This window comes from Salinimicrobium catena (assembly GCF_900102915.1).
GTDB classification, from domain to species: Bacteria; Bacteroidota; Bacteroidia; order Flavobacteriales; family Flavobacteriaceae; genus Salinimicrobium; species Salinimicrobium catena.
Genome location: NZ_FNGG01000008.1, coordinates 20272 through 41592, shown reverse-complemented (window position 1 = coordinate 41592; position 21321 = coordinate 20272). Strand labels below are relative to the sequence as shown.

19 protein-coding genes and 1 riboswitch are annotated in these 21321 nt (G+C 43.8%); of the genes, 8 read left to right on the top strand and 11 right to left on the bottom strand.

Annotation, left to right across the window (positions count from 1 at the left end):
* Window positions 1-18 precede the first annotated feature (18 nt).
* Window positions 19-1353 (top strand): tRNA (N(6)-L-threonylcarbamoyladenosine(37)-C(2))-methylthiotransferase MtaB, encoded by a 1335-nt coding sequence (gene mtaB, locus BLS64_RS12705; RefSeq protein ID WP_093113972.1) that lies wholly within the window; start codon window positions 19-21, stop codon window positions 1351-1353.
* On the opposite strand, the gene BLS64_RS12700 is transcribed toward mtaB, so the two are convergent.
* On the bottom strand, window positions 1350-1649 hold the full coding sequence (locus tag BLS64_RS12700; protein ID WP_093113974.1) for an N-acetyltransferase: 300 nt from the start codon (window positions 1647-1649) through the stop codon (window positions 1350-1352). The genes mtaB and BLS64_RS12700 overlap by 4 nt on opposite strands.
* A gap of 209 nt (window positions 1650-1858) precedes the next feature.
* Between BLS64_RS12700 and BLS64_RS12695 the strand changes: the two genes are divergently transcribed.
* Both BLS64_RS12695 and BLS64_RS12690 read left to right on the top strand, forming a co-directional pair.
* Window positions 1859-2557, top strand: coding sequence for an alpha/beta fold hydrolase (locus tag BLS64_RS12695; RefSeq protein WP_093113975.1), 699 nt, complete (start codon window positions 1859-1861; stop codon window positions 2555-2557).
* Window positions 2558-2570: 13 nt separating this feature from the next.
* Window positions 2571-3512 (top strand): lytic transglycosylase domain-containing protein, encoded by a 942-nt coding sequence (locus BLS64_RS12690; protein ID WP_093114027.1) that lies wholly within the window; start codon window positions 2571-2573, stop codon window positions 3510-3512.
* Window positions 3513-3581: 69 nt separating this feature from the next.
* On the opposite strand, the gene BLS64_RS12685 is transcribed toward BLS64_RS12690, so the two are convergent.
* Window positions 3582-4097: a hypothetical protein gene (locus tag BLS64_RS12685; RefSeq protein ID WP_093113976.1), complete on the bottom strand. Its 516-nt coding sequence runs from the start codon at window positions 4095-4097 to the stop codon at window positions 3582-3584.
* A gap of 164 nt (window positions 4098-4261) precedes the next feature.
* Between BLS64_RS12685 and rpmH the strand changes: the two genes are divergently transcribed.
* The 3 genes from rpmH (at window position 4262) to BLS64_RS12670 (ending at window position 7851) form a co-directional block, all read left to right on the top strand.
* Window positions 4262-4420: a 50S ribosomal protein L34 gene (gene rpmH / locus BLS64_RS12680; protein WP_013071475.1), complete on the top strand. Its 159-nt coding sequence runs from the start codon at window positions 4262-4264 to the stop codon at window positions 4418-4420.
* A gap of 104 nt (window positions 4421-4524) precedes the next feature.
* Window positions 4525-7377 carry a carbamoyl-phosphate synthase large subunit gene (gene carB, locus BLS64_RS12675; RefSeq protein WP_093113978.1) on the top strand — a complete coding sequence of 951 codons (2853 nt, stop codon included), beginning with the start codon at window positions 4525-4527 and terminating at the stop codon, window positions 7375-7377.
* Window positions 7378-7452: 75 nt separating this feature from the next.
* The gene (locus BLS64_RS12670) at window positions 7453-7851 is read left to right on the top strand and encodes a DUF423 domain-containing protein (RefSeq protein ID WP_093113979.1); all 399 of its coding nucleotides are present in this window, start codon (window positions 7453-7455) and stop codon (window positions 7849-7851) included.
* A 9-nt stretch (window positions 7852-7860) separates the two neighbouring features.
* Here BLS64_RS12670 and BLS64_RS12665 read toward each other — a convergent pair whose 3' ends face one another.
* From BLS64_RS12665 to BLS64_RS12635, 7 genes are read right to left on the bottom strand one after another with little or no spacing between them, the layout of a single operon-like run.
* Entirely contained in the window at window positions 7861-8820 is a 960-nt protein-coding gene (locus BLS64_RS12665) for a bile acid:sodium symporter family protein (protein ID WP_093113981.1), read from the bottom strand.
* Window positions 8821-9366: an acyl-CoA thioesterase gene (locus BLS64_RS12660; protein WP_093113982.1), complete on the bottom strand. Its 546-nt coding sequence runs from the start codon at window positions 9364-9366 to the stop codon at window positions 8821-8823.
* A gap of 15 nt (window positions 9367-9381) precedes the next feature.
* Window positions 9382-10518 carry a serine hydrolase domain-containing protein gene (locus tag BLS64_RS12655; protein WP_093113983.1) on the bottom strand — a complete coding sequence of 379 codons (1137 nt, stop codon included), beginning with the start codon at window positions 10516-10518 and terminating at the stop codon, window positions 9382-9384.
* 6 nt (window positions 10519-10524) lie between these two features.
* Window positions 10525-11895: a DNA recombination protein RmuC gene (gene rmuC, locus BLS64_RS12650; protein ID WP_093113985.1), complete on the bottom strand. Its 1371-nt coding sequence runs from the start codon at window positions 11893-11895 to the stop codon at window positions 10525-10527.
* A gap of 31 nt (window positions 11896-11926) precedes the next feature.
* On the bottom strand, window positions 11927-12724 hold the full coding sequence (locus tag BLS64_RS12645) for an ABC transporter ATP-binding protein (protein WP_093113986.1): 798 nt from the start codon (window positions 12722-12724) through the stop codon (window positions 11927-11929).
* Window position 12725: 1 nt separating this feature from the next.
* On the bottom strand, window positions 12726-13757 hold the full coding sequence (locus BLS64_RS12640) for an iron ABC transporter permease (protein ID WP_245693466.1): 1032 nt from the start codon (window positions 13755-13757) through the stop codon (window positions 12726-12728).
* Window positions 13758-14903: an ABC transporter substrate-binding protein gene (locus tag BLS64_RS12635; RefSeq protein WP_093113989.1), complete on the bottom strand. Its 1146-nt coding sequence runs from the start codon at window positions 14901-14903 to the stop codon at window positions 13758-13760.
* Window positions 14904-14963: 60 nt separating this feature from the next.
* Window positions 14964-15305, top strand: a riboswitch (cobalamin riboswitch).
* 32 nt (window positions 15306-15337) lie between these two features.
* Here BLS64_RS12635 and BLS64_RS12630 point away from each other — a divergent pair.
* Window positions 15338-17173: a TonB-dependent receptor plug domain-containing protein gene (locus BLS64_RS12630; RefSeq protein ID WP_093113991.1), complete on the top strand. Its 1836-nt coding sequence runs from the start codon at window positions 15338-15340 to the stop codon at window positions 17171-17173.
* Window positions 17174-18217 carry a YncE family protein gene (locus tag BLS64_RS12625; RefSeq protein ID WP_245693464.1) on the top strand — a complete coding sequence of 348 codons (1044 nt, stop codon included), beginning with the start codon at window positions 17174-17176 and terminating at the stop codon, window positions 18215-18217.
* Between the two features lie 68 nt (window positions 18218-18285).
* Here BLS64_RS12625 and BLS64_RS12620 read toward each other — a convergent pair whose 3' ends face one another.
* Window positions 18286-19785: a S41 family peptidase gene (locus tag BLS64_RS12620; RefSeq protein ID WP_093113993.1), complete on the bottom strand. Its 1500-nt coding sequence runs from the start codon at window positions 19783-19785 to the stop codon at window positions 18286-18288.
* A gap of 56 nt (window positions 19786-19841) precedes the next feature.
* Window positions 19842-21293 carry a S41 family peptidase gene (locus tag BLS64_RS12615; protein WP_093113994.1) on the bottom strand — a complete coding sequence of 484 codons (1452 nt, stop codon included), beginning with the start codon at window positions 21291-21293 and terminating at the stop codon, window positions 19842-19844.
* Window positions 21294-21321 lie beyond the last annotated feature (28 nt).

Genomic DNA, 21321 nt, shown 5'->3' with positions numbered 1-21321 from the left:
CTTCCGGAACAAAGGATCATGGAAAACCCTAAAAAAGTAGCATTTTATACCCTTGGCTGTAAACTGAATTTTTCAGAAACTTCGACCATCGCGAGAAGTTTCAAGGATGAAGGTTTTCAAAGGGTGGATTTTTCCGAAGCTGCAGATATATACGTCATCAATACCTGCTCGGTAACCGATAATGCTGATAAGCGTTTTAAGACCATTGTGAAACAGGCGCAGAAGGTGAATGAGAACGCTTTTGTGATCGCGGTGGGATGCTATGCTCAGCTTAAGCCGGAAGAGTTGGCTGCGGTTGACGGGGTTGATCTTGTTTTGGGTGCGACTGAAAAGTTCAAGATCACTAATTACCTGAACGACCTTACCAAAAATGATTTTGGAGAGATCCATTCCTGCGAGATCCAGGAAGCAGATTTTTACGTAGGTTCCTATTCTTTTGGCGATCGTACGCGTGCATTCCTGAAGGTGCAAGATGGTTGCGATTATAAGTGCACTTATTGTACGATTCCATTGGCGCGAGGTATTTCCCGGAGCGATACCCTAGAGAACGTGCTTGAGAACGCGAAAAAGATCTCGGAAAAGAATATCAAGGAGATAGTGCTAACTGGGGTGAACATTGGAGACTACGGAAAAGGAGAATTCGGGAACAAAAAGCACGAGCATACTTTTCTAGACCTGGTGAAAGCGCTGGATAAAGTTGAAGGGATTGAACGTCTCAGGATATCTTCTATTGAACCGAATCTGCTGAAAAATGAGACCATAGATTTCGTAGCGAGCAGCAAGGCTTTTGTGCCTCATTTCCACATTCCGCTACAGAGCGGGAGCAATGAAGTCTTGAAGGCGATGCGCAGACGTTACATGAGAGAATTGTATGTGGACAGGGTAACCCGTATTAAAGAGGTCATGCCCGATGCCTGCATTGGGGTTGACGTGATAGTAGGTTTTCCCGGCGAGACAGATGAACATTTTCTCGAAACCTATAACTTCCTGAATGAGTTGGAGATTTCTTACCTGCACGTGTTCACCTATTCTGAAAGGGAGAACACTATTGCTGCAGAAATGGATGGTGTGGTCCCTGCTAAAGTAAGGAAGAAACGCAGTAAAATGTTACGCGGACTTTCGGCTAAGAAAAGAAGGGCCTTCTATGAGTCCCAACTAGGCTCTGTGAAAACAGTGTTGTTCGAAGGTGAAAATAAAGAAGGCTACATTCACGGGTTTACTGAGAATTATGTAAAAGTGAAAACTCCATGGAATCCCGGGTTGGTGAATACCCTTCACCAGGTTGAACTTCAAAAGATAGACGACGACGGGCTGGTGCGGTTCGAATTTATAGAGGAGCCGGCCTTAGCTTAGATATTTATTCCCACCGGTAACAGGTCTTTGTACTTGCGGCGGTATTTTCTCATAAATCTTGCGACCGCCGGGCTGGTGGGCATTACTCTGGTTTCTCTTGCCCTTATTTCGTCAAGAACTTTTGTAATGAAAGGTTCCAGGTAGCCCTTTTCTTTTAGGGTGTCGCTCATCACCAATTTGGTAAGGAAGATTTTACGGTCCTGGGAAGAATATTCGATCTTTGCTAGCTCTCCTTCAATTTCACTTTCAAACTGGCGTAAGAACTCATTGTCTGTGATAGATAATTCAGTTTTCATGTGATGTAAGTATTTGTTACTTAGTACATATCAAAAAATCAGCCAGAATAATCGGCTTTTTTTATAAAATCTTCCGAAGCTCTTAAAAAAGCCGGAAACGTCGAAGAGAAAAATTATCTTAAAATTTACCGCAAACGGTGAATTTCCTTTAAATTTGACCATAAAGTTAACCTTTTTGTACGAATTTTCAGCTGAAGGAGCTGTAAAAAATGAAGAAAGCCCCCATTATTCACGTTTATTGCATGCCCGGTCTGGCAGCCAATCCAACGATCTTTGAAAGGATCCAACTTCCGGAAGAAAAATATGAAATACACTGGCTTGACTGGCTGCTTCCGAAGCCAAAGGAAAGCCTGAAAGATTATTCTCTGCGGATGTGTGAAAGGGTGAAACATGAAGAACCTGTATTGATAGGAGTTTCATTTGGCGGGGTGATTGTGCAGGAAATGGCCCGATTCATGCAGGTTAAAAGGGTGATCATCATTTCAAGTGTTAAATCTGAAAAGGAACTGCCACGGCGAATGCGCCTGGCAAGGTGCACTAAGCTTTTTAAGGTGCTTCCCACCTCCCTGGCCGGACATTTGGACGCTTTTGAAACGATCGCTTATGGGGAGTTCATGAAAAAACGCCTCAAGCTTTATAAGAAATACATGTCTATTACAGATACCCGGTATCTGGATTGGGCGATTGAAAGAATGGTGTGCTGGGATCAACCAGAGCCTACGCCCGGCGTGGTTCATATTCATGGAGATAAGGATCTTATCTTTCCATACAAATACATTAAGGGCTGTATAACAGTCCCCGGCGGCACCCATGTGATGATTATTAACAGGTTCAGGTGGTTCAATGAGCACCTGGAGGAAATCATAGAAACAGGAAAGTTAATTGGAAAAGAAGAATTTAGAAACTAATAAAAAATTGAAGATGGATTTGAGGAATATACTTATCGGCGCCAGCCTGGTGGTAGTTTGCGTGTTAGGGATCAATGCTGTGCAGGATGCGCCCAGTGATGAGAACCAGGAGAAGAAGATGATCAATGATTATAACGTGTACGCGCTGCCAATGCCCGAAGATCTGGATTTTGCAGGTGAGCCTGTGCCCATTGAAATGCCCGATATTTACGAGCGTATGGACAGGGAACTGCTTGTGAATACCTACTGGCAGTCGAACACCCTTCTTCTTTTGAAACGAGCGAATAAATATTTTCCGGTGATCGAGCCGATTTTGGCTGAAGCCGGAGTACCCGATGATTTCAAATACCTCGCAGTTATCGAAAGCGGACTTACCAACGCGGTTTCTCCTGCCGGGGCAAGAGGATTTTGGCAGATCATGGAATCTACCGGAAAGGAATACGGGCTGGAAATAAATGACAATGTTGATGAACGTTATAATATCGAGAAATCAACTCGGGTCGCAGCCGAATATCTGAAAAAATCCAAAGAACGTTTCGGCAGCTGGACGCTTGCCGCGGCCGCATATAATGCGGGAAATTACGGAGTGGACAAGCAACGGGAAAGGCAGGATGTTGATGGATATTACGATCTGCTGTTGGGAGAAGAGACAGGTAGATATGTGTTCAGGATTCTGGCTTTAAAGGAGATCATGAGCAATCCGGAAAAATACGGTTTCAACTTCAGGCAGAAAGATCTTTACAAAGATGTGCCTTCCTATAAAGTGAAAGTAGATACGGCGGTGACCGATTTTGCCAAATTCGCTCAGGACTTTGACATCAACTATAAGATCCTGAAGATCCACAATCCGTGGCTGCGCGAAACGCATTTGAACAATAAGTCCCGCAAGGAATATTTGATCGAGTTGCCCGAAAAAGGATATTATTCTCCTGTTGATGATTCAGCGGCAGAATAAGTGGAGGCATACATTAAAACAAAAAAGGAGCCTGTTGAGGGCTCCTTTTTTGTTTCAGATCTAAAATCTTTAGATCTTTTTCATTTGCTGTTTCATCATTTTGATCTGATCGTCCAGCATATTGTGTTTGTCCAGCTTCTTTGCTTCCTGAAGTAGTAATTGAGCTTCTCTTTTTCTGCGTTTGGTCAGGGCAATACCCGCTAAGTTCAACTTGGCCATGGCCAGATCCTGGCTCATGGAAAGTCCTAATTTTACCGCGCGTTTAAAGAACTTTTCAGCCTGGGTGATATTTGTTTGTGAAACCATTAGTCCGTGAAGGTACCAGTAGTACCCCTGTTGTTTCTGTACCAAAGCTTTTTCGGGATCTTTTATCTTGTCGAGCCATTTTTTAGCTCCTTCAAAATCCTGTTTTCTCAGCCTTAAGAAAGCCATGAGGATCATTTCATTCTTATAGTATAGGAAAATGAAGATCCCTACTAGGAGCAGCAAAAAAATTCCGTTGCCGATGTTGCCTTCAACAAATTGCCAGATCGCGAGGGCAAAAAGGAGTCCGGCTATGATTAATTTGTAAATTTTATTGAACATTTCATGATTGTTTTGAAGGGCGCAAAGGTAAGAAAAACAATTGAAAATTATTTGCAATTAGGGTTTGTGCAAGTAAAAACTCTTTGTATATTTGCCCGCAGTTTTAAGGAGAGGTCTTAGAACGATTTTACAAGCGATTTCAAAGAAGATTAAAGATAATTATCATGAAAAGAACGTTTCAACCATCAAAGAGGAAAAGAAAAAATAAGCACGGTTTCAGAGAGCGTATGGCAAGTGTTAACGGGAGAAAGGTGCTTGCTCGTAGAAGAGCAAAAGGAAGAAAGAAATTATCGGTTTCTTCAGAGAACAGGCACAAGCACTAAATGATAATTAGTCTTCGAAAATATTAAGGTGTTACTTTTTTTAGTAACGCCTTTTTTTATACCCTTTAGCTTCATACTTTTACAAACACCACAAAACAAAATAAATGCCTAAGAATAAAGAACTTAAAAGCATATTGATCATAGGTTCGGGTCCAATTATCATAGGACAGGCCTGTGAATTTGACTATTCCGGAACCCAGGCCCTGCGGTCGTTGAGAGAGGATGGAATCGAGACCATCCTTATCAATTCCAATCCGGCCACCATCATGACCGACCCTTCTATGGCCGATCATGTTTACCTGAAACCGCTGAACACAAAATCAATTATCCAGATACTCAAAGAGCATCCGCAGATAGATGCCGTGCTGCCCACCATGGGTGGACAAACCGCTTTGAACCTCTGTATCGAAGCCGATGAAAAAGGCATTTGGGAAGATTTTGGAGTGAAGATCATTGGGGTTGACATTGATGCGATCAATATTACTGAAGACAGGGAGAAGTTCAAACAACTTATGAGCAGGATCGGGGTGCCTGTAGCACCGGCCAGTACTGCTACTTCTTACCTTGAAGGAAAAGAGATCGCGCAGGAATTCGGATTCCCGCTGGTAATTAGGGCGTCCTTTACCTTAGGAGGTTCAGGAGCTTCCTTTGTGCATAATGAGGACCAGTTTGATGAAATGCTGACTTATGGACTGGAAGTTTCTCCTATCCACGAGGTAATGATAGATAAGGCTCTTTTAGGCTGGAAAGAATATGAGCTGGAATTATTAAGGGACAAAAATGATAATGTGGTGATCATTTGTTCAATTGAGAATATGGATCCTATGGGGATCCACACCGGGGATTCCATTACGGTGGCACCGGCCATGACCCTTAGTGACGTGACCTTCCAAAGAATGCGTGACCTGGCGATCAAAATGATGAGGAGCATTGGAGATTTTGCAGGTGGATGTAACGTGCAGTTCGCGGTTAGCCCAGATGAAAAAGAAGATATCATAGCCGTGGAGATCAACCCAAGGGTGTCTAGGTCTTCGGCCCTGGCTTCTAAAGCTACAGGATATCCTATTGCCAAGATCGCTGCTAAGCTAGCGATTGGTTATACCCTTGACGAACTTGATAACCAGATCACCAAATCTACTTCAGCTTTATTTGAACCGTCGCTGGATTATGTGATCGTGAAGATCCCACGCTGGAATTTTGATAAGTTCGAAGGAAGCGACAGGACTCTTGGCCTTCAAATGAAATCTGTAGGGGAGGTGATGGGAATTGGACGCTCGTTCCAGGAAGCTTTGCATAAAGCAACTCAGTCTCTCGAGATCAAAAGAAACGGATTGGGAGCAGACGGAAAGGGTTACACTAACTACGACCAGATCATCGAAAAGCTGAAGAATCCGAGTTGGGACCGTGTTTTTGTGATCTATGATGCGATACAAATGGGGATCACCCTCAACCGAATCCATGAGATCACTAAAATTGATATGTGGTTCCTCAAGCAATATGAAGAACTGCACGCGCTTGAGATAGAGATCAGTAAATATAAGATCGATACCCTTCCAAAAGACCTGCTTTTAGAGGCCAAGCAAAAAGGTTTTGCCGACAGGCAGATCGCTTTTATGGTGGGTTGTCTTGAAAGCCAGGTTTACAATAAACGCAGTGATCTGGGGATAAACAGAGTCTACAAGCTGGTGGATACCTGTGCGGCCGAATTTAAAGCTGAAACTCCTTATTATTATTCCACTTTTGAAGCCGAGATCGAGACAAAAGACGGGAAGAAATATGTAGAAAATGACAGTACAGTTTCCGATAAGAAAAAGATCGTGGTGCTGGGGTCAGGACCAAACCGTATAGGGCAGGGAATCGAGTTTGACTACTGCTGTGTGCACGGGGTGCTAGCTGCTTCGGAATGTGGGTATGAAACCATCATGATCAACTGTAACCCCGAGACGGTTTCTACCGATTTTGATGTGGCTGATAAATTATATTTCGAACCCGTATTTTGGGAGCATATCTATGACATCATTCGTCATGAGAAGCCCGAGGGGGTGATCGTACAGCTGGGTGGACAAACCGCTCTGAAGCTTGCCGAGAAACTGGATCGCTACGGAATAAAGATCATGGGTACCAGTTATCAGTCTCTGGATCTTGCCGAAGACCGTGGTTCTTTCTCTGAATTGCTTCAGAAAAACGACATACCTTATCCTGAATTCGGGGTGGCTGAAACTGCTGATGAAGCCCTTGCGCTTGCCGATAAACTGGATTTCCCTATCCTTGTGAGACCTTCTTACGTTCTTGGAGGACAGGGAATGAAGATCGTGATCAATAAAAAGGATCTGGAAGATACCGTGATCGATCTTCTGCGAAAGATCCCCAATAATAAGCTCCTTCTAGACCATTATCTTGACGGTGCCATTGAAGCGGAAGCAGATGCCATCTGTGACGGGGAGAATGTACAGATCATCGGGATCATGGAGCATATTGAGCCTTGCGGAATTCATTCCGGAGACTCGAACGCGACCCTGCCTCCATTCAACCTGGGAGACCTTGTGATGCAGCAAATAAAAGATCATACCAAAAAGATCGCTCTGGCACTTAATACGGTAGGTTTAATCAACATCCAGTTCGCCATTAAAGACGATAAGGTGTATATCATCGAAGCCAATCCGCGTGCTTCCCGAACAGTGCCTTTTATTGCGAAAGCTTACGGACAGCCGTATGTGAACTATGCTACCAAAGTGATGCTTGGGGAGAATAAGGTGACCGACTTTGAATACAGCAGCAAGCTAGATGGTTATGCCATCAAGCAGCCGGTGTTCTCTTTCAATAAGTTTCCGCATGTGAACAAGCAGCTGGGACCTGAAATGAAGAGTACGGGAGAAAGTATTCTGTTCATCGACGATCTTAAAGATGATGAGTTCTACGAATTATACTCCAGGAGAAAAATGTACCTGAGTAAGTAATTTTAAACTATAGAAAAGAAATGCCACCTTTTTCGGGTGGCATTCTTATTTTTATATGAATCAATTGGGAAAAGAATGAAAGAATTTGTTTTAATAGTGGGAGGTGTTTATGGTGCCCTTGCCGTGATCTTTGGTGCCTTTGGGGCACATGGACTTAAAAAGATTTTAAATGCGGAGCAGCTGAAGAGTTTTGAAACCGGAGTTAAATATCAGATGTACCATGCTCTGTTGCTGATCCTGGTTGGAGTGATCTTTCCCTTTTCGGGATTTTCCCAAAACCTGATGGGATGGTTCCTCATTCTGGGCGTATTTTTCTTTTCCTTCAGTATTTATGGACTGGTAATAAGTGCAGCACGAGGCAGGAAAATGGCCTTTTTAGGGCCTGTTACTCCGCTAGGAGGACTGTTGCTAGTGATGGGTTGGATCCTTTTTACGGTGAATATCTCGGCAATAGCCGAGAATATCAGGTTTTAAAAAAATATCTCAAGCTGCCTCTCCCGTATCCCTAAGCCGGTATCTTTCGGCGAAAACCGCGATCACCAAAAGCTGCAGAATATGGTACAGCATTATAGGCAACAGGTAAATGGCATTTGCGGCACTGTTCCCAAAAATGATCTTTACCATTACCGATCCGTGCACCAGCGATTTCTTGGTTCCGGCGAATTTCGCAGTAATGTGATCTTCGGTATTTAACTTTATCCCCTTGGAGATCTGTCCAATTCCGAAGTAAACAATGAAGAGGAGAGCGATGACCAGCCCTAGCAGTTTTAAAAGATCGGTAATGGCCAGGGTGGAGAACAGACGGCTGCTGAAGGCAGTGCTGAAACTGGAATACACGATCAGCACGATCACCGACTTATCAAAAAAGCTGATCTTTCTGCTGTTTTTTCGGGCGGTTTTTCCGAATTTCCTCTGAAGGAGCAGTCCAATAATAAGAGGCAAGATCACCTGCAGAAAAAGCTTCTGAAAAACGCTTGAAAATTCAAAGGCCGCCGATCCCTTCATGAAGATGCTCATCCAAAGCGGGGTGATCACTACCCCGATCAATCCTGAAAGGCTGGCATTGAAGATGGCTGTGGGTATATTGCCCTTGGCTAACGAGATCATGACGATAGAAGAGCTGACCGTTGAGGGTAATGCTGCCAGGAAGAACAGGGCCAGCCACAGGTCTGAACCTGTTCCGCCTTCGAAAAACGGAATAAAACCAAAAACCAGCAGTGGAAAAAGCAGAAAGGTGCTCAGTTGGATTAGGATATGTACCTTATAATTGTAAAGTCCTATTTTAAATTCTGAAGGTGAGAGTTTTAGTCCGTAGAAAAGGAAAATGAACCCAATGCCAATATCGGTAATGGTTCTTAAGGGCAAAGTTTCAGGGCCCTGTGGCAGTAACCACGCCAGGAGGATCGAAAATAGCAGTGCGGCTATGAATCCGTTGAACTTCAACTACTGTTCGATTTTTACATTGTAGGTTTCCACGATGTGCAGGTGCTCTTCAGAAACAAAATCGGTTTCGTGGAATTCCTGTCGCCTCATTTTCTTGTTATCGTAACGTTTGATGCTCTTGGCAAAGCGTCGTATGTCGTCGCTGGTTTTGAGGATCAGGCCGGGAACCTTTATAGATTTTCCATCGCTGTCTTTGGCCACCATGGTAAAATAGGAGGAATTACAATGTTTTACCTTTCCCGTCTGGATATTTTCAGCCTCCACTCTTATGCCGATCAACATGGAACTGGAACCAACGAAATTCACAGATGCTTTCATGGTCACCAGCTCCCCGATCTCGATGGGATTCAGAAAATCGACTGTGTCTACACTGGCGGTCACGCAATAAACTTCGGAATGTTTTGAAGCGCAGGCAAAGGCTATCTGGTCTAAAAGTGAGAGCACATAACCTCCGTGGATCTTCCCGTTGAAATTTGAATGGGAGGGAAGCATTAGCTCAGATATGGTCACTTGTGATTCTGCAATGGTCTTAAACTCTTTTCTCATCTCTTTCTGTCTTGTTTAAAGTGATCTGTACAGGATGTTCATGAATTCTTCGACCTTTGAAGGTTCCAGCCAGCGGGTCACCACAACCAGGTCCTGTTTTTGGTCAATAATGATAAAATTTCCGCCAAAGCCGGCAGCATAAAAGACGTGATCCGGAATATTTTCCCAGTTCCTGTCGCCTTTTTTGTTGAGCCACCACATGTAGCCGTAGTTAGGATTCGCGTTTGCCGGTTCCACGGCTTCCTCTATAAGTTCTTCTGAAAGCAGCTGTTTCCCGTTCCAGTTTCCGTTGTTGAGAAACAGCAGTCCAAAACGTGCCATGTCCTTGGTGTTGATGAACATGCCGCCACCCGAATGTCCGCCACCGCTTACCGACTGCATTTTGAGTCCGTCAAGGGTTACCCACGAATTCTCATAACCGTACCACCGCCAGGTAGTGGAAGCGTCAATGGGATCAATGATCCTTTCTTTTAATACCTGCGGAAGAGGTTTCCTGAAGACGTTGAGTAGGGAATAAGCAAGAACGTTCACCCGAACATCGTTATATTTGAAAAAGGATCCGGGAGCATTCAGTTTTCTGGCCCGCCACTCATCGATGGTTTTATCTGAAGGAGGGCGGTCTGCCCAGTCAAATCCGCCCCAAAGCTGCCCGCTCCAGTCAGAAGTTTGCTGCAGCAGATGCTTCCAGGTGATCTGGCTGTTGTGCTCGCCCTTAAAAGTGTCATCCCAAACATATTTTTCAACTTTTTCATCAACCTCGTTGATCAGTCCCTGCTGCAGGGCAAGCAAGGCCGTGGTTGACAAAAAACTTTTGGTCACGCTAAAGGTCATGTCAACTCTTTCTGTATCTCCCCATTCCCCGATGATGTACCCGTTCTTGAGAATGATCCCTGCAGGGCCACCGCGCCTTTTTGTAGGCCCCAGGATCTGGTGGTAAGGCTCATGCTGAAAGCCTTTGAGGATGGCCTGGCGAAGGTCTCTTGATCCTGAATATTCATTCTTCTCAGCAAATTCTATCGCTTTTGTGAGGTCGATCTTGTATTCTGAAGCTTCTTTCTTCTCCCAGCTATCTTCCGAAGGAAAATATATTTCCTGGGCAGAAATACTCAGGAGAAAATTAAAAAGGAGTAGGCTTAAAAAGGTCTTTTTCATTACAGCTTAATTTAGTCGGTTTTGAGGTTCTTCTTCATTTTCGGCCCTGTCGATCCACTTTTGGGAAATTCGTTGTTTCGGCGAAATGCCCAGGGCTTCTAATTTATCAATGTCTTTTATAAGGTTTTGCTGGCCAGTGAGCTTTTTCATCGCGGCTTCATAAGCAGTAGAAGTGGAGTTGAGGCGATTGCCCACAGTTTCCAGGTCATCTAGCAGGATCTTGAACTTGTGGTATAGCGAAGCCGCATGATTGGCGATCTCCATGGCATTTTGCTGTTGCTTTTCATTGCTCCACAAAGTGTCTATAGTTCGCAATACAGAAAGCAGAGTGGTGGGGCTTACCAGCAGAATGTTCTTTTGGAATGCCGTATAGAAGAAGGAATTATCTGCATTTTGGGCCAAGTAAAGGGCCGGCTCTACTGGGATGAACATCAACACGAAATCGGGCGACTGGATCTTATACAGGTCCTCGTATTTTTTCGAACTCAGGTCAAGAATATGATTGTTGAGGCTGCGCAGGTGTTCCTTCAAAAATTTGCCCCTTTGAGCCTCATCTTCTTCGTTTATGTATTTCTCATAAGCCACCAGAGAAACCTTGGAATCAATGACCATGCGTTTGTCCGCCGGCAGGTGCAAAACTACATCGGGGAGCAGTTTTTTTCCTTCTTCGGTCTCATGCGCTCGCTGCACAAAATATTCCCGGTCTTTCATTAGCCCTGATTTCTCCAACACTCGCTCCAGGATCAATTCGCCCCAGTTGCCCTGAGTCTTGTTTTCTCCTTTTAGAGCTTTGGTGAGATTGTTCGCCTCTTCGCTTATCCTGATGTTCTGCTCGCTTAGCATTTGCAGGTGCTTGCCCAACTGGGCATGCCGCTCAATGAAGTCATTGGAATTCTTTTCCACCTTCTCCTCAAAGGTCTTGATCTTCTCCTGCAGTGGACTTAAGATGTTCTGAATATTCTCTTTATTAAGGCTGGTAAATTTTTCTGATTTTTGGTCGAGGATCTTATTGGCCAGGTTCTCAAATTCCCTGCTGAATTTTTCCTGAAGTTTCTCAACTTCCGCTTTTTGTTCCTCCAGCTTCTCCCTAAGGTTCTCCAGTTCAGAATTTCTTTGGGTAAGCTGATTCCTGAAAAGGTCCTTTTCTTCCCGGATGTTTTCCCGCTCCCCGCAGACTTCGGCATATTGCCTGTCTGCAGTCTCTTGGGTTTTTCGAACTTCTTCCCTGTAATTCTCATACTGAAGCTGAAGCTGGTTGTTCCTTTCCTGCAGCACGCTTAGGTTGCCTTTGCTCCTGAAGCCGGCGATGATAAATCCCAGTACGGCTCCAAAAAGGAGAATAAATAGAGAGATTCCAATGAGGGTGATTTCATTCATGGGAGGCACGATTTCTTCAAAGATACTGTTTTCAGGATTTTATTCTGAAAGATCTTGTAGCCGGATCGAAAAAGATAAGGTCCTCGGGAAATATGCTTTCAAAAGCCCTTTTTTGGATCAGTTCTTCAGGGCTTCCCTGAATAACGCCGTCGGGTTTCATGAGAATGATCTTGTCGCACAATTCCAGCGCCAGGTTGATCTCGTGGGTAGCAAAAAGGATAGCTTTTCCGGTTTGGTCAGTGAGTTGCTTCAGAAGTTTCAGCACCTGGGCTTTGTGGTACATGTCTAAATGGGAAGTGGGTTCATCCAGGATCATGATCGGGGTGTCCTGGGCCAGAGCCCGGGCGATCAATACTTTTTGAAGTTGTCCGTCACTTAATTCATAGCATTTTTTATGCTGAATGTCTCCAATGTTCACCAGCTGCAATGCTTTTTTAACCTGGCCTCTATCTTCTGCGGAAAGATTACCGATCCAGTTGGTATACGGCTGTCTTCCCAGGGCGACCAGTTCGGCTACGCCCAGGTTCTTTGAAATTGGTTGTTCGGTCAGGACCAGGCTAATGAGGGCCGCGAGTTTTTCCGAAGAAATCTCTTTCCTGTCATGCCCGTTGATGAGTACCTTTCCGCCCAATTCTGGCTGGATTCCGCTCAGGGTTCTCAAAAAAGTAGATTTTCCCACTCCGTTCACCCCGATCACGGCCACCAATTCCCTCTCCTGCACAGATACATCGATTCCCGAACTAATTACCGTTTCCCGGTCTTTTTTGCGATAACCGGTCTGAAGGTCCTTTGTTTGCAGCACGATATTTTGTTCTACGTTCTTCTGCATCTTAAAAAAGGAATTTTCGTTTCCTTACCAGCAGCCAGATCACCACCGGCGCCCCAACTAGTGAAGTGATCGCATTAATAGGCAATGTAAGGTCTGTTCCGGGTAGCTGGGCCAGGATGTCGCAGAGTAACATCAATATCGCGCCTCCCAAAATGACAGCGGGTAATAGAATTTTATGATCATTCACCGGGATCACCTGTCGTATCAAATGCGGCACCGCCAGGCCTACAAAAGCGATGGGGCCGGCAAAAGCCGTGATGCTTCCTGCCAGGAAGCTTGTGGAAATGATCAATAAGGCACGGTTTTTCCCAATGTTCATTCCCAGGCTTCGGGCGTATTGCTCCCCTAAAAGCAGGGAGTTGAGGTTCTTTATGCTATAAATGGCTATTCCGGTTCCCAGGAACCAGAAGAATGCCAGTACCCCCAGTTCGTTCCAGGAAAGGTCGCCCACGCTTCCGTAGGACCAGAAAACGTATTGCTGTAATTGGGCAGCGGGACTAAAGTAGGCCAGCACGCTCACTACGGCCGAGCTAAGGCTGGCAAACATCAGCCCGATGATGAGGATGGCCATGGTGTCTTTCAACCTTATCGAAGCCAGCATTACCGCGAGCAATACCAGTAAACTTCCCACACTCGAGGCGATCACCAGACCCCAGCTTGAAAATACGGCGGTAGCCGCGATCCCTCCGAAAAGAGAAGCGCCCATCAATACCAGCGCCACTCCCAGACTGGCGCCGCTGCTAAGACCCAGCACATAAGGGCCGGCTAACGGATTTCGGAACATGGTCTGCATCAACATTCCGCTTACCGCGAGTCCAGATCCTGCCAAAACCGAAGTAAAAGCTTTCGGTATACGATAATCCATGATAATGTAACGCCAGCTTTCTTTACTGTTCCCGTCGGAGAATATCATCCCGAGTATTTCGTCAAAAGGTATGCTTACCGAACCCAGGCTTACGTTCAAGAACCAGGTGACTATTGTCGCGATCAACAACAACATGAGGCTTATGCTATACCTTTTGGAACTTTTCAATTACTGTAAGGGTTTATAGAATGTTGTTTGATACTCCGGCAACAGTGAGGGGTGAAGGATTGAGATCAGGTCTTTCAATACCAGGTCCGGACGAATAGGCGCCAGTTCGTAAAAGATGACGCCGCCGGTTTCTCCTTTTTCACTGCTGAAGGTGTAGACCTGTTTTTCCTGAAATGCTGAAAATCGGGTGTAATGCGGGGAGGCACTGCGCATTTCCTCATATGACTGAAATTGCGCCGGTCCTATCCAGAAATCGGCAGAAGCGGCTTGTGATAGTACAGCTTCAAAAGACAGGGACAGACTACCCGTTCCTTCAGAATCTGCAAAAAGATATTCTGAATTGGCATCTTCCAGGAAGATTGCCTGCCAGCTGTTTCCTGCGGGCAGGTACCACTGATCTTTATACATGGCGCCCGCGACTACAGATGGGCTTTCTTCCGCGCTTTTTGCCAGTTCTTTGGCTTGATTATATTCTTTCTCTATTTGCTCAAAAAAGGAATTTGCCGAATCTATTTTTCCGTAGAGGGCGCCAAAGAATTTGATCCATTCGGCCTTTCCGAGGGGAGAATTTTCGGTCCAGTCTGAATTGAAGACTACCGGAATTCCGCTTTTTTCTACCGTGTTCAGGCTCTTGTTGCTGCCGTCGATGGAGAAGGCCACGATCAAATCGGGTTGGAGGCTGAGCAGGCTTTCGGTGTTCAAAGCTTCATTTTTGCCAAGTTCTTTGATCTTGCCTTCAGCGATCAATTTTCGAGTGGCTTCCGAAGAAATATAATCCAGCCCGGGAAAGCCCACCAGCGTTTCTTCTTTATTCAATATTTCCAAAGAAGGAATGTGCGTAGTGGAGGTGACGACGATCTTTTGCACCGGAACCTTGATCTTCTGATCAAATTTTAGTCCTTCGGGAATTTCCGCATTTTCTTCAGCCAACAGGTATTTGAAAGATCTGTCGGCATTTGGCCAGGGATCTTTGACAGTGATGATTCGGAAATTTCCGTAGTCAGTAATAGAAAGCCCCGAAGCGTATTTGATGGGAATTTCTTTTCCATCAGGCAATTTTGCCATTTCTTTCCGGCCTTCTTCAGACTTACAGCCAAAGAAGATTCCGAAGAGAAACAGCAGGAGTATGTGAAAAAGCGGTTTCATATCTGTATCAAAAGTAAGATTATTTCAAAATTTGATAGGGAGATAAGCTGAAATGTTTATTTTCGTACCAGAAATTTTGGTTCGGTTGTTTTCTGAAAGTTCAGAAATTAAAAACACCGATTAAAAGGGAATCAGGAGAAAGGAAGTTAGAAATTAGAAGTACGAATTTCGAATTTTAACTCATTTTCGATTGAAGTCCGGAAGACGAATGAAGCAGGAAGTAAAACTTCTAACTTCTAAGATCTCACTTCTAACTTCAAATAAGCCTGAGCTGTTCCCGCAACTGTAAGCTTAGTCCCACATTTTGGGATGCCTTTGTAGACTTCATACCACTGTTCTTGAGAACGGGAAGGTGCACAAAAGGACGCGAGCCAGGAGACCTGCCAAATTCAACTTTTTAAACCTGTGGCTTTCGGGAAAAAAGCCGGTGGAAAATGAAAAGCAAGAAAATTTACATCTTGGTTCTATTCCTGCTATATGTCCTTCAAGGCTTGGGACAAAAAGACTCTGTCAATGTGCTGGAGGAAGTCGTGATAGACGCCAAATTGAAAGACTTCTCTACGGGGCAAACAATCATTACCATACCGGATTCTCTAAAACGGGGCACACGTCCTTTATTAACTTCTTTATTAAATTATAATTCTCCCATTTATTTTAAGGAGAATGGGCTGGGGATGGTTTCCTCTCCCTCTTTTCGTGGAACAGCTGCGTCTCACACGGCAGTTCTGTGGAATGGAATTAATGTCAATTCTCAACTGAACGGCCAAACCGATTTCAACACAATCAATGCAGGCGCATATGATCAAATAAGCATTAGGGGTGGAGGAGGGAGTGTGGTCTACGGTACCGGAGCTATAGGGGGGACTGTACACTTAAATACACGGTTATCTTTTAAGGAGAAACTGGAGAACGAATTGTATGTGGGGTATGGCAGCTATAATTCCTTAGATGCCCAGTACAGTGTAAAGGCCGCAAGAGGAAATTGGAGTGTATCGTTATCGGGTGCCCATAATAGTTCAGATAATAACTATCTGTACCCTAATGACCGTGGTGAAAATATGAACGGGCAGTTCTATAACAACACTTTTAACCTGGGTGTAGCCTATCGTTTGGATCCAAGTAATATTTTTCGGTTATACAGTGGAATTTTTTCCGGGGAACGTCATTTATCTTTAGTAAGGCCGTCAGAAACCAGGAGCAAATATCAGGATGCCCACATGCGGTATTTACTGGAATGGGAAAACAAAATGTCTGCTTTTACTTCCCTTTTAAAAATGGCCTATTTAAAAGAGAAGTATGAATATTACAGTGACATTGCTTCTGATAATTCGTCGTTTGGTGATGCAGAAAATTTTATCCTCAAATACGACCTGACTTATTCTGTGTCTGAAAAAATGCAGTTCAGCACGGTACTTTCCAACACGAATACTAAGGGAAAAGGAAGCAATCTGGGGGAGAATAGCAGGAATATTTTTTCGGTAGTGATACTTATGAAGCACCGGCCGACAGAGAAATTCAGCTATGAGAGTGGTATTCGAAAGGAAGTGACCGGCAATTATGAAAGTCCGATTTTATTTTCCTCGAGCGGGATCTACCGCTTCTCAGATCTTTACCGTCTCAAGGTAAATGCCTCAAGAAATTTCCGGATCCCAACTTATAATGATCTCTACTGGACCTCTGCCGGAAGACCAGGTTTAAAGCCAGAGACTTCCTGGCAGGGAGAGATAGGAAATGAATTTAAATGGCGACAATTGGAGCTGAATCTTACTGGATATTACATAGCCATTAAAGATATGATAAGATGGCTGCCGGAGAGCGGCGGGGTTTGGCGCCCCCGCAATGAAGACGAAGTGCATACCTATGGAACAGAGGCTTACCTGCAGTGGGAAAAAGGCCTGGGAGAGATACAGGTGGCGTTGAGGGGGAGCTATTCCTTTACTATTTCTGAGAACCAACAAACCGGAAAGCAATTGATATATGTACCCTTTCACAAGGCAACCTTTATGGGGCAGGGAAATTTTAAATCCTGGGAAATAGAGTATCAGCTCTTATATAATGGGGAAGTCTTTACCCGCTCAGATAATAATTCCAGGTACAATTTGAACAGTTATATGGTATCCAATATTGGAGCCTCTTACACCTTCGGGAAAAATGATAATTACCAGCTAGGGGGGAGAGTGCAAAATGTTTTTAATACTGCCTATGAAACTGTAGAAAACCGGTGGATGCCGGGGAGAAATTTTAATATAAACCTAACCTTTATTTTTTAAATGATGAGAATTATCAAATTGCTTTTAGTTGTTTTTGCCGCCTTCCTATTCAATTCCTGTAATAAGGATGACGATACAGTTCTTGAACAACCCTCTCCTGCCGGAGATTATGTTGACGGAATTTTTGTTCTCAATGAAGGTTCTCAGTCAGCGGGTACCGTGACCTTCATCAGGAGTGGCCTTCAAAGCGCCGAGCAGGAGATCTATGCTGCAGTAAATGACGGCGATGACCTTGGGAATTATGCGCAATCAATATTCTTTACAGAAGAACTGGCTTTTATTATATCTGGCGGATCTAATCTTATAACAGTAGTAGATCGTTACACCTTTGAACTGGCAGGAAAGATTGACAGCGGCCTTGCAGCGCCCCGTTATGGTGTGGCTGTAGGTGGTAAAGCCTATGTGACCAACCAGGCTGCCTGGGACAGCAGTGACGATGATTATATCGCGGTAATAGATATTGAGTCCCTTACAGTCGAGGAAACTGTGATTGCCGGTTCTGTCGTTGAAGATATTATTGAAGGAAACGGACTCCTGTATGTGCAAAATGCCGCGTATGGATCAGGAAATCAAATTAGCATCTTCAATCCTTCGAATAATACCATAGAAGGAACAATTACAACAGGGGATGGGTTGAATTCGATAGATATTGAAAATAACATGCTGTATGCCTTGTCTTCCGGAAGATTAGAAAGCTTTGATCTGTCTACTCATAATAGCATTTCTGAAATCACTTCTGAAGGTTTAACAGGGGCTCAAAATCTGAATGTTGAAAACGGGAAAATATACTATACCATAAACAATGGCGTATACTTTATTGAGGCGACTGCTACAGAGCCTGCTGCCAGTCCGTTAATTGAGTACCATAGTAATTCTGATTATGGTGTGATGTATGGCTTTGAGGTAAAGGATGAGCACATTTTTATTGCTGACGGTGGAGATTTTGCTTCCAATAGTTTTGTTCAAGTTTTCACTACAGGAGGAGAACTATTGGAGACTATTGAAGTAGGTGTAGGGCCAAACGGATTCTACTTTAATGATTAAATTTCACAGACTATATTGGAATTAAAAAATCCCGCTCTCGCGGGATTTTTTTGTTCTAAGATTCCAATTTAATTCAATTCTGCAGGGATTATCTCTGGAAGATGGATCTTGTCAAGATATACTCTTTGATAGTTGGGTTTGAACATATCGCTTTCCCAGATGAATTTGAATTCCTGTTCGACTCTCTTTTGCATTGCGCTAGCCGGTTCCGGGGCTTTTCCCAGCACGGTATTAATGGCTGCGTTTAATAAGGTTTCATTGGGATCACCTAAAGTTCCCAGGTTTCCTAAGTCCTCCGAAGCTTCAACATCTGGGAATAGTCCGTCAACAAAGTCCGATTCATCGTCTTTGTTTGCATATTTTACAATAAGGGGCTGAAGGGCGTAATTGTGGTTTGGGTTTACATGCACTTCCCCGTCCTTATTGGTGTAACTTAAATTAGGAGAATCATAGAGAGTAGCCGAAGCCTGGAATTTTCCTCGTGTAGTTCCTCCTATTTGTACCACATCTATATATGGCTCTAAAGCATGAATTACCAATTCACTTGCGGAAGCTGAACTTCTGGTAGTGATAACATATACTTTTGTGAGGTTAAGGCTGTTAATAGATTCACCATTTCTTATAGAATTATTGAAATACATGAGAAGATCCTCTGGCCTGTTTTGCTCAAAATAGGTTTGATAATATTGGTTGTACTCATACTTTAATATGATCTGCTCATTGAATTGGCCTGTGATCATGCTTGAAAGATCAATAGCAGTTTCTACATTACCGCCCCCATTGTATCTTAAATCAAGGATAAGACTGGAGATGTTACGGCTTTTAAATTCTCCGAAAACACTGTTTAGCTGTGCATCAAAATCTGGCGTAAAGCCGTTATATAAAAGATAGCCTATGTTCTCCCCTTCTATTTCAAATACGTTGTGTGTAAAAATGGGATCTTCAGCAATCTCCACTTTACTCAGTTCAACTACCTTATCGGTATGGGTAATTGTGTCATCTATTAACTCATCAATTCTCATTGAAAAAGAAGCCTGACCTAAAAGTTGTTGGTAATTGTTTACGTTTAAGCTGCTTCCGTCAATCTCGGTAAAAAAGTCCCCTCTTTTAACTCCTGCTTCTTCGGCAGGGCTGCCTGGTATAACATATCTAACATAACCAAAAACATCAGTGTTATTACCAAATGTGTGTAACCTATAATTCATTCCTGTAGTACCTGAAATTCCTTCGTTTAGAAGTTTTTCTAGAGCCACATAATCTTCAGTCATGAAGCTGAACTGGTCATGATCGGCTACCAGGTCATAATAGAGATTTACAGGATCGTTATAACCTTCTAAGAAATCCAGAAAATCATCCTGAGAAGAAAAATATCCATCTTGCAACTGAGGCACATCGGCTTCATAAAGATATATTTCATTCATTGCACCAAAAATGAATTCCTCTACTTCAAGATTTCGTCTTTCCTGTTGTATTTCTTCTTTAGGTTGAGGTTCTACGGTATCATCTTCCTTGGAACAGGATCCGAAAAGAATTGCAAGCAGCAGTAGGGGGAATAATAATTTATTCATAATCACTCATTTGTATTAAGTTGGTAAATCTAAGGTTCCTGTCTCAGCTATAAAAGTTAATTTATTTGTTCAGGCTGTTTAGGCAGGGCTTCCTTTTCGGAATACATTTTTTGATATAACAGATCATCCATGCCGCTTCCTCCAATATCTCCGGAGATCGTTCTTCGCTTGGTAGCGGAAAAATCCTGGGGAATTCCCATAATTGCTTTTAAAGCAGCATTGAGTAATGGTTCCTGCGGATCACCCAAAGTGCCAAGATTTTCAATGTCTTCTGTGATCTCAATGTCGGGAGCTAGGCCATTATAATAGTCTGTACGGCCCACTGCATTTAGGGTCTTGTAGATCAAAGGCTGAATGGCATAGGTATGGCCGGGATTGGCATCAGATCGGTTAAAGTCGGGCGAGTCATAAAGGGTGGTAGAAGCCTGAAACTTCCCCGTAGTAGCCTCTCCAACCTGGATCACATTGATGTAAGGATCAAGTCCGTTGATAAGCAGTTCACTGGCCGAGGCGGTCCTTAGGGTGGTGATCACATACACCTCGTTAAGATTAAGGCTGTTGATCTGTTCCCCGGTTCTTATAGTGGAGTTAAACCTGTTGATAAGATCGTCCGGGCTGTTCTCTTCAAAATAGGTTTGATAATCATCATTCCACTGCTCGGTGTAGAAGACCTCTCCTTTGTTTTGCCCGGTGATCATACTGGCCAGGTCATTGGCCGTTTCTACAGAACCTCCTCCATTATACCTTAGATCAACCACAAGATGAGTAATGTTTTCAGCTTTGAATAATCCGAAGGTTTCATTCAATACCCCGTCGAAGGTTCCCGTAAAGCCGTTATACATGAGGTAACCGACCCTGGCATTTTCCGTAGGAATTATTTTAGAGATAAAAATAGGATTGGTAGTGTACTCCTCTTTTTCAAGAGTTATGGTCTCACCCGTGGAAGAGATGGTTCCGTCTTCTATGTTGGCCAGGCCAATGGTATAAGTTTCAGGTTCCAGGAGTCGGGAGTAATTATCCACGGTCAGTTGTACGCCGTCAATAGTATTAAAAATCATACCTCTCTCTATGCCTTTTTCTTCTGCGGAAGTATTGGGAAGCACATATCTTACGTACCCAAGTACATTGTTCGAGCCTTCGCTATATCTTCTTAAACCGAATTCCATTCCGTTGGAAACCCTAATGCCATCCAACGATTTTTCCAGTTCTATGTAATCATCAACCAGGAAACTGAATTCGTCTTCAGCAGCCACCAGTCCATTATAAAAAAGGTCTTCGGGAGAGGAAAAGGTATTCAGGAATTCGTTCAATTCCTCCTGGTTAGCAAAACGATCATCGGCAAGATCGGGCACCTGCCCCTTATACAGGTAGATGTTGTTCATGCCTCGCCATATAAAATTTTTAATGTCGAGCGAGGATGTCGGTCTAATGACATCATCCATGTCATCATAACAACCAACCAAAAGGAATAAGGAACAGAACAGGAGTAGGGTTTTAGGGAATTTCATAGTTTTACCAATTGAGGAAGCCCCTAAA